Here is a 6,933-nt window from a genome sequence, read left to right as displayed (position 1 = left end):
TCTCCAGATACAGCGACGCGTACAGCGAGGGCAACGGCCCGGTTCCGTCCAGTTCCTCCGGGGGCGAACCCATTCCCATGACGGTGAAAGCGAAGTCGGGGTCAGGCATGCCGCGAGCGTCGAGCACCTCGTCGATCGTGATGCGGTCCAGTTCGATCGATGTTCCCGTCAGAGCCAACGCCAATCGCTCACCGATGACGCCCGGGCTCACTCCGACGCCGAAGAGCGTCGAATCGCCTTCCTTACATGCTTGGGCGAACATGTGCTCGCGCTCGGTGCCGTGTGCGCGGGGGAAGTGCTGCCCGGCCGTCGTGATCACGTTGATCCCGGCGCGCAGCAGACGGCACAAATCGTCGTCGTGGCGTTCGTACGGAATCTGCAAACGCGGACTGTGGATGAGAACCTGGGGGCGCGAGCGGATGATCTCGTCCACGTCGCGTGTGGCGATCACGCCCGTCGGCGCGCGTCTGGCTATGTCGCCGGCATCGCGCCCGGCCTTGGCATCGCTGTAGACGTACAGGCCGACCAACTCGAGGTCGGGACGATCGATGATTCCGCGGAGCGCGGTCTTGCCGATGGCGCCGGTCGCCCACTGGGCAACACGAATCGGATCGCTCATGATCGAGTGGTCAGTTCGCCGGCGAAGAGGAGCTTGCCCAGTCCGCGTTCGTACCGAATCGGGTCTCGAGCCAGACGCGCACGGGCGTCGATTGCCATGAAATCGGTGTCGCACGTCCACTCGCCGCGTTGCATGGCGGCGAGTCCGGTCGCGGCGATGTCGAGGGGATTTTCCTTGTGGCCCTGCACGTGTGAAGCCATGCGGGTGTCGACACTGCCGACGATCAACGAGGTGACGGTGATGCCGTGCGGTTCGAGTTCGGCACGGGCGATGCCACCGAGCGACAGAGCAGCCGCCTTGGCCGGTGAATAGCCGCCCATGAAGGCGGTTGGTGCGATTGCGGCGACTGACAAGACGTTGACTATCGATCCTCCGCCGCGGGCGGCGAGGACCGGCGCGAAGGCTCGGATCATCGTCAGCGGTCCGAAGTAGTTGACCTCCATCTCGGCTCGAGCGGCCTCTCGGTCGTCGGCCTCGATCAGCCGATTCCCGGTGAACAGCCCGGCGTTGTTGACGACGACCGTGGTGTCACCGCACGCCCCGGCGGCAGTGTCGACGAGTCCTGGATCGGTGACGTCGAGTTCGACGATGTGCGCACCGGTGGCTCGGAGTTCGGCCGGCACCTCGTCGGGATTTCTCACCCCCGCATAGATTTTGGCTGCGCCCATCAACTTCGCCTGTTGGACGAAGGCCAACCCGAGGCCTCGATTGGCGCCGGTGACGAGGACGGTCGCACCCTCGACCGGAGTTCCGCGAAAGGTTGTCATGAGTTCTCCTGTGTCTGTCGGGTGTAGATGAGGTCGTCGGGGAATTTCTTGCTCTTCTTCAATGACGTTTCAGGCGCGAGCATCCCGAAGATCCAGCCTTCGGCTGTGGCCATGTCGTGGTTCCAGTCCCACCGCAGTGCGCGGTGGCGGATTCCCCACCTGCCGTCCTCGAAACCGAAGCGGTCGATCAGGCGCGCCGCGGTGAGTGTGTCGGCTATGCCGTCCGAGGTCTTGATTCGTGCGAAGGCAAGCACGTAGGACTCGACGTGTGCTGTATCCCCGTCGAGTTCGACCAAGACGTTGGTCATTGCGTGGGTGGTCAGCGATCGTGGGTGGGTGATGGCCCCGGCGATGTGGTCGATGTAGTCGTCGGCGGTGCCGGTGAAGACACCCCCGTGGTCTTCGGTTGCGCCGGGCAGATAACACCGCCTGGCGTCCTCGACGTCGCCGCGGTCTGCGGCTCGGAGGAAACGAGCCAGAACCTCGTAGATTTCTTGCTTGGCGACGAGAGCGTCGACCGGGCTGTAGTCCCTGACGTCTGGGCCCCCGCCGCTGTCGACTGCGTGAATGTTGTTGGACCTCACGATGATGTCCCTTCTCGGCTCCGGATCGGGGGCCGCACGTTGACGGAGTGCCTCTGTTTACTGTAGTAATCTCTATCACACTGTTAATTGAAGTGTCACGAGGAGGTGAAACCAATGCTTGGAAACACACCACCCGCACAACCTGGGAATGCACCGGTCGTACTCACGCTTTCCGATGTGTCGATCGAATTCGGCGGAGTCACGGCTCTCGACGCCGTCGGCTTCGACGTCCGCGCGGGACAGATCTGCGGACTCATCGGGCCGAACGGCGCTGGTAAGACCACGCTGTTCAACTGCATCACAAGGATTTACGAACCGAGTCGCGGTGTCATCACCTGGCAAGGAACCGACCTGTTGGGATTGCGTCCCTATGCGTTGGCATCTGCAGGAATCGCTCGAACTTTTCAGAATCTCGCGCTGTTCGGCGGCATGAGTGTCTTCGACAACACCATGGTCGGTGGATCGTCGCGAGGTCGCTTCGGGCTCGCGAGCGGGCTTCTCGGCCTGCCTCCGGCGCGTGCCCGAGTCCGAGAACTTCGAGAGAAGGCCTGGTACCTGCTCGAACGTCTCGAACTCGTCGACGTCGCGAATGCACCCGCGTCCGGTCTACCGTTCGGAACTCTCAAGCGTGTCGAACTGGCACGGGCATTGATGTCCGAGCCCTCGCTGCTTCTGCTGGACGAACCTGCCGGCGGGCTCACGCACAGTGAAGTCAAAGAACTGGGAGAACTGATCGTCTCGCTCCGCGACGACTTCGGCTTCGGCGCGCTTCTGGTCGAACACCACATGGGATTGGTGCTCGGGATCTCCGATCACGTTGTCGCCCTGAACTTCGGCCACAAAATTGCCCAGGGAACCCCGGCGGAGATCCAGCAGGACGACGCCGTGATCAACGCATATCTGGGGCGTGCGGCATGACCCTGCTGAGCGTCGACGATCTGCATGCCGGTTACGGGCGAGGCAATGTACTGCACGGGATTTCGCTCGACGTGGAACCCGGCGGGGTCGCTGTCGTTCTCGGCGCGAACGGTGCAGGCAAGACCACCATGATGCGCGCGCTTGCCGGATTGATCCCGCATCAGGGAACGATCACCTTCAACGGTTCGCCGTTGGGATCCAAACCTGAACGCGCCGTGGCCGCCGGCGTCAGCCTTGTCCCACAGGGCCGCGGAACTCTCGGTCAACTGTCGGTGCGTGACAACCTGCTCGTCGGCGCTGCCCTTCGTAAGGACAAGGCGGAGATCGAAGCCGACATCGAGCGGTGGTGTGAGACATTCCCCGTGCTCGCGAGGAGGTCCACACAGTTGGCCGGTTCGCTGTCAGGCGGTGAACAGCAGATGCTCGCGGTCGCACGGGCATTGATGAGCCGTCCCACCCTTCTTTTGTGCGACGAACCGAGCCTGGGGCTGGCGCCCATCGTCATTGCCGAATTGTTCGACACGCTCGGTGCGATCAACCGCAGCGACGGAACTGCACTGCTGATCGTGGAACAGAACGCCGATCTCGCGATGAAACTCGCGTCGAAGGTCTTCCTGCTCGACGTAGGCACCATCGTCGCTGCCGGAACGCCCGAGGAATTTCGTTCCGACGACGTCGTGCGCAGCGCTTACCTCGGGTACCAGGAGTAAACGGTGACACTCTTTCTCGAACGACTCATTTCCGGATTGACCAACGGGTCGATCTACGCAATTCTCGCGCTGGCACTAGTGGTGGTGTTTCGCGCCACCGGCACGATCAACTTCGCTCAGGGCGAGTTGGCCCTGTTCACAACCTTTGTCGCCTGGTGGCTGACGACGATGTCCTGGCCGATCTGGTCGGCGATCGGAGCGGCCCTGGCTTTGGGGTTCCTACTCGGAGCATTGATGGAGCGTCTGCTCATTCGGCCGGTTCAGCGTCGAAGCGACATGGCAGTGCTGATCGTGGCACTGGGATTGTTCACCGGGCTCAACTCGTTGGCCGGAATGCTGTGGGGGAGCGATACCAAGATAATGCCGAGCCCGTTCCCCAACGGTCCCACCGACTACATCTCGGTGGGCGGTGCGCGCGTGTACGGCGACGCACTGGGCGTACTGGTGGCGCTCGTTGTCCTACTTGTGTTGATGTCCTTGCTCTTTCGCAAGACGAGAGTCGGTCTGCACATGCGTGCCGTCGCGGACAATGCCGAATCTGCCACTCTCGCCGGAGTTCCGACCAGCCGGATACTCGCAATCGGTTGGGGAGTAGCAGCTGCCATCGGTGCCCTGGCCGGTGTCCTGGTCACTCCGCTCTCGCCGCAACAACTCGGTCTCACGACCATGTTCCCGATCTTCATCGCAGCATCCGCCGCAGCGCTGTTCGGCGGTCTGGACAGTCTCGTCGGCGCCGTGGTCGGCGGGTTGACGATCGGTGTCCTGGAATCGATGCTCAGCGGCTACATTTCGGTCATCGGCGGTTCGCTGCAGCAGACATCCGCCCTGTTGATCATCGTGGTGATCCTTTTCGTCAGACCCAATGGACTGTTCGGTACCAAGAAACTGGAGCGGGTATGACGACGCTTGCCGAGAGAAATGAACCCGCCGTCGCCGAAAAGGCAGTCAGGCGACCGCGGGTAGTGGTCGCCGGATCGACGTCGTACCGGATACTCCAGTTGGTTCTGCTGGTGGCTGCCGTGTGTGCGTTGCTTCTCGCGTCACAGAGCGCGCCGTTTCGCGTGGGCCAGTTCACGAGCGTCTTCATCATCGCGATTGCCATTGCGGGACTCAATATCGTCAGCGGATACACCGGACTTCTGTCGATCGGCCATTCTGCCTTCTTCGGCCTGGGCGCGTACACGACCGGCGTTCTGATCGTCGATCGCGGATACTCGCCGTTGACCACGATCCCGATGGCGGTCGTATTGTGTTTTGTACTAGGGCTTCTCGTCGGTCTTCCCTCGTTGCGGATCAAGGGGCTGTATCTGGCTCTCGTGACACTCGCCGTCGCTGTTGCATTTCCCGAGGTGATCCGCAAGACCGGGGATCTGACCGGTGGTGCCGCCGGAATGGTGGTTCGCGCAAATCTGCTCGTTCCGCCGAAATGGACGGGTCTGACCCGAGCCGACACCTACCTCTGGATCTTTTGGGTGTCGGTGGTGACTCTGGCGATCGTCATGCTCCTGATTCGCAATCTCGTCAAGAGTCGATTCGGTCTGGCTATGGTCGCGGTGCGTGACAACGAGATCGCGGCGAGCGCAAATGGCATCAACGTCGCGCGGGTCAAGATTCTCGCTTTCGGGCTTTCCGGCGCGATCACGGGCCTGGCAGGTTCACTGTTCACGATGTACATCGGCGCGCTCTCACCCGAATCCTTCTCGCTGATGAAGTCGATCGAGTTCATCACCGGACTGGTGTTGGGCGGAATCGCAACCCAATTCGGCCCGATCGTTGGGGCAACGGCAGTGGTGTTCTTGCCGTACTACACCGGAAGCGTCACCGACGGCCCCGTGTCGGGAGTGGTGTTCGGCGCGGTGCTGATCGCGATCGTGTTCTTGATGCCGGACGGAATCGTCGGACGGATCAACAGCGTGCTCCGACGGTTCGTCCTCGTGGTTCCCGCAGATCATCCCAAGTATCGCGAGGGTGAACCTCGCACCTGAGCGCCGTCTCCCTCGCCCACTCTCGTTTCCCTCAACTCACAGCAAGGAACTGGACGATATGAAAAGGCAGACCACGATTCCCGCAGTCATCGCCGCTGCGGCACTACTCCTTTCGGCCTGCGGAGGTAGCTCCGACGCAGAGAGCAACACGTCGACATCGGCCGGCGCAGTATCGGTCGACGACTGCAGTGATCCCAGCGGTGCCGCAGCGCCGATCACCGACAAACTCACGGTGGGATGGAGTGGGCCGACGTCAGGCCCGCTCGCCGATGCCGTCGGCAACGTGATCGAAGGAATGCGAGCACGGTTCGAGGTGGAGAACTCGGCCGGCGGCGTCGGCGGCGTCAAGCTCGACGTCGTGGTCAAGGACGATGCATTCTCCCCGGAGCGCGCCAAAGCCAACGTCGGAGAGTTCATTCAGAAGGACAAGGTCGACGTTCTGGGCACCTTCGGGGCCGGGCAGTTGAACGCCATCGCGGACGATCAGACCACTGCCTGCGTGCCGTTGCTCTTCGCGCAGGCAGGCATGCCCGAGTTCCGGGTCATCGAAGACTTCCCGTGGACCACGGAGTATCTACCGGATCCGGGCGTCGAGATGGAGGTAGTGGTCGAGAGCTTGAAGAAGAAGTATCCGAACGGCGCCAAGGTCGCACTGGCCACGAACCAGACCGAGTCCGGACAGGGAATCGCCAACGGCTTCAAGTCCGCGATCGAAGGAACCAACTTCGAGATCGCGGCGGAGGAGGCGCTGACCGACCCCAAGACGGCGGCTTCGACTCTCAAGGCCAGCGGCGCCGAGGTTTTGGTGGTCGCCGGTGTCACTACCGACTGCCTCGCGATCACTCAGGCGATCGGACGTGTCGGATGGAAGCCCGACACCGTGATTCAGCCGTCGAACTGCGTCGACGGTGCGACCCTGTATGCACCCGCCGGTGATGCTGCCGACGGGCAGCAGGTGATGGTGTGGCTCAAAGATCCCAACAACGCTCTCTACAAGGACGACGCGGCGGTGCGCGACTATCTCGCCGGTGCAGCGGCTCACGGTGCAGATTCCCCGACCAACAGCTACACCGTGAACGGCTGGGCCATCGGTGACCTGTTGGTGGACAACTTCACTCGGGCCTCTCAGTCATCCGACGGACTCTCACGTGCCACCATCATGAGTGCCGCGCGAACGCAGGACTACCACCCGCCGATGTTCATCGACGGAATCAAGTTCACGATGACCGCGGACCATGCGTTGGGAATCCTGGCCTTTCAGCCGTTCGAGTGGAATGCCGCTACTCAGGCGTTCGAGAAGCAGGGCGACGTGATCGACATTTCCGGCCGTTACGAGAACTGAATCGAGTG

The 6,933-nt window shown here is 62.2% G+C and carries 7 protein-coding genes and 1 pseudogene; 5 read left to right on the top strand and 3 right to left on the bottom strand.

Annotated elements, in window-relative coordinates; translation table 11 throughout:
- From ABX74_RS07365 to ABX74_RS07355, 3 genes and pseudogenes are all read right to left on the bottom strand, one after another.
- Positions 1-619 (bottom strand): annotated as a pseudogene (locus ABX74_RS07365) (dihydrodipicolinate reductase); the annotation flags it as partial.
- Positions 616-1,386: an SDR family oxidoreductase gene (locus ABX74_RS07360; RefSeq protein ID WP_020970390.1), complete on the bottom strand. Its 771-nt coding sequence runs from the start codon at positions 1,384-1,386 to the stop codon at positions 616-618. The gene ABX74_RS07360 and the pseudogene ABX74_RS07365, both read right to left, overlap by 4 nt.
- On the bottom strand, positions 1,383-1,970 hold the full coding sequence (locus tag ABX74_RS07355; protein WP_019744806.1) for a nuclear transport factor 2 family protein: 588 nt from the start codon (positions 1,968-1,970) through the stop codon (positions 1,383-1,385). The genes ABX74_RS07360 and ABX74_RS07355 overlap by 4 nt, the downstream gene beginning before the upstream one ends.
- A 114-nt stretch (positions 1,971-2,084) precedes the next feature.
- Between ABX74_RS07355 and ABX74_RS07350 the strand changes: the two genes are divergently transcribed.
- The 5 genes from ABX74_RS07350 to ABX74_RS07330 are packed head-to-tail and all read left to right on the top strand — an operon-like array spanning position 2,085 to position 6,925.
- Positions 2,085-2,888, top strand: a complete 804-nt coding sequence (locus ABX74_RS07350; protein WP_020970389.1) for an ABC transporter ATP-binding protein — start codon at positions 2,085-2,087, stop codon at positions 2,886-2,888.
- Positions 2,885-3,598, top strand: a complete 714-nt coding sequence (locus tag ABX74_RS07345) for an ABC transporter ATP-binding protein (RefSeq protein WP_020970388.1) — start codon at positions 2,885-2,887, stop codon at positions 3,596-3,598. Before ABX74_RS07350 ends, ABX74_RS07345 begins: the two co-directional genes overlap by 4 nt.
- 3 nt (positions 3,599-3,601) lie before the next feature.
- Positions 3,602-4,498 carry a branched-chain amino acid ABC transporter permease gene (locus tag ABX74_RS07340; RefSeq protein WP_019744803.1) on the top strand — a complete coding sequence of 299 codons (897 nt, stop codon included), beginning with the start codon at positions 3,602-3,604 and terminating at the stop codon, positions 4,496-4,498.
- Complete coding sequence (locus ABX74_RS07335) at positions 4,495-5,583, top strand: branched-chain amino acid ABC transporter permease (RefSeq protein ID WP_020970387.1); 1,089 nt, start codon at positions 4,495-4,497, stop codon at positions 5,581-5,583. Before ABX74_RS07340 ends, ABX74_RS07335 begins: the two co-directional genes overlap by 4 nt.
- Before the next feature lie 58 nt (positions 5,584-5,641).
- The gene (locus tag ABX74_RS07330; protein WP_020970386.1) at positions 5,642-6,925 is read left to right on the top strand and encodes an ABC transporter substrate-binding protein; all 1,284 of its coding nucleotides are present in this window, start codon (positions 5,642-5,644) and stop codon (positions 6,923-6,925) included.
- Positions 6,926-6,933 lie beyond the last annotated feature (8 nt).

Origin of the sequence: Rhodococcus sp. ARP2 (assembly GCF_001029585.1) — a bacterium.
Taxonomy (GTDB): domain Bacteria; phylum Actinomycetota; class Actinomycetes; order Mycobacteriales; family Mycobacteriaceae; genus Rhodococcus_F; species Rhodococcus_F erythropolis.
Note: the sequence above shows the minus strand (reverse complement) of the source record. Positions and strands in the feature narration are given on the sequence as shown.

Coding starts and splice junctions, on each gene's coding strand:
- ABX74_RS07360 (WP_020970390.1), bottom strand. CDS start 1,386: ATGACAACCTTTCGCGGAACTCCGGTCGAGGGTGCGACCGTCCTCGTC.
- ABX74_RS07335 (WP_020970387.1), top strand. CDS start 4,495: ATGACGACGCTTGCCGAGAGAAATGAACCCGCCGTCGCCGAAAAGGCA.
- ABX74_RS07350 (WP_020970389.1), top strand. CDS start 2,085: ATGCTTGGAAACACACCACCCGCACAACCTGGGAATGCACCGGTCGTA.
- ABX74_RS07330 (WP_020970386.1), top strand. CDS start 5,642: ATGAAAAGGCAGACCACGATTCCCGCAGTCATCGCCGCTGCGGCACTA.
- ABX74_RS07345 (WP_020970388.1), top strand. CDS start 2,885: ATGACCCTGCTGAGCGTCGACGATCTGCATGCCGGTTACGGGCGAGGC.